Source organism: Microbacterium karelineae, from assembly GCF_009745985.1.
Taxonomy (GTDB): Bacteria; Actinomycetota; Actinomycetes; order Actinomycetales; family Microbacteriaceae; genus Microbacterium; species Microbacterium karelineae.
In genome coordinates this window covers 1-1,007 of record NZ_WFIX01000022.1, presented here as the reverse complement: position 1 = coordinate 1,007, position 1,007 = coordinate 1, and the positions used below count along the sequence as shown (strand labels likewise).

The 1,007-nt window shown below is 35.7% G+C and carries 1 protein-coding gene and 1 pseudogene; both read right to left on the bottom strand.

What is annotated here, in order from left to right:
* Positions 1-450: phage tail-like protein (locus tag GB932_RS21775; RefSeq protein ID WP_197517170.1), on the bottom strand; the 450-nt coding region annotated here is incomplete at its 3' end.
* Between the two features lie 185 nt (positions 451-635).
* Positions 636-1,007 (bottom strand): annotated as a pseudogene (locus GB932_RS21770) (integrase core domain-containing protein); the annotation flags it as partial.

Genomic DNA, 1,007 nt, shown 5'->3' with positions numbered 1-1,007 from the left:
TACTGGAGGAGCTGCAATAGTTACATTCGTAGTTACCAACATTGATTCATTCTTGTTAATAGAAGTCGATTGTGAAACGTTAGTATATCCAGTAGCTGTAACAGCACCAACCATAGGCTTCCATTCAGGAACTGAATTATCAAAATAATAGAATCCAGGGCCAGTAATTTTAACTTTTCTTGCACCTGTACCTGTTCCGGAAGTAATGTAAACAATAGCTCCGTTTTGAGGCGCAGCATATGTTCCACTAGTATCATCCTTAGCGGATAATTCTGCTGCTGTCATACGAGGGACTAGTAAGGCATCAGGTCTAGCATTGTCTGTAGTATTTGCTACTACGTCTAATGTTGCGGCAGGTGTGGTTGTGTTAATCCCCACTCGCCCCTGTTGAGCCTTAGAAACGGCCGAAAGGCCAACAAGCATAATTGCTGTTAATAAAAATTTTTTCATAAGTTTTTAAAGATTTTTAATTACATTTTTTTCATCAATATTTCCAAAAAAGAAGATACATCTCAACTTGTGAACACTGAATTTGTAGGCTTCCCATTTTTAGTACGATTTAAAATTAGACAATTTTTCATATTGTACCAAAATTTTATTTTGTGTTAAATTGAAACAGCAAGTTTCTGTTTTTCCATTTCTCTGTATTTCACAGGAGACAATCCGGCTAATGATTCATGAGGTCTCTCTTCATTGTAATCTTTAACAAATTCATCAGTTATCTCTCGAACATCTTCTAATGATTCAAATATATATGAATCAAGAACATTCTCCCTATAAGTCCTGTTAAATCTTTCTATATATCCATTTTGCATTGGTTTGCCAGGCTCTATATATTGAAAGGTAATACTATTGGCCTTACTCCAATGAATCATCAATCCTGCAATAAGTTCTGGACCATTATCCATACGAATACTCTGAGGCTTTCCATACCTGCCTATCAGATGATTAAGCACCCAAACAACTCGGCTACTTTTTAAGCTGTAATCGACTTCAATAAAAAGTAC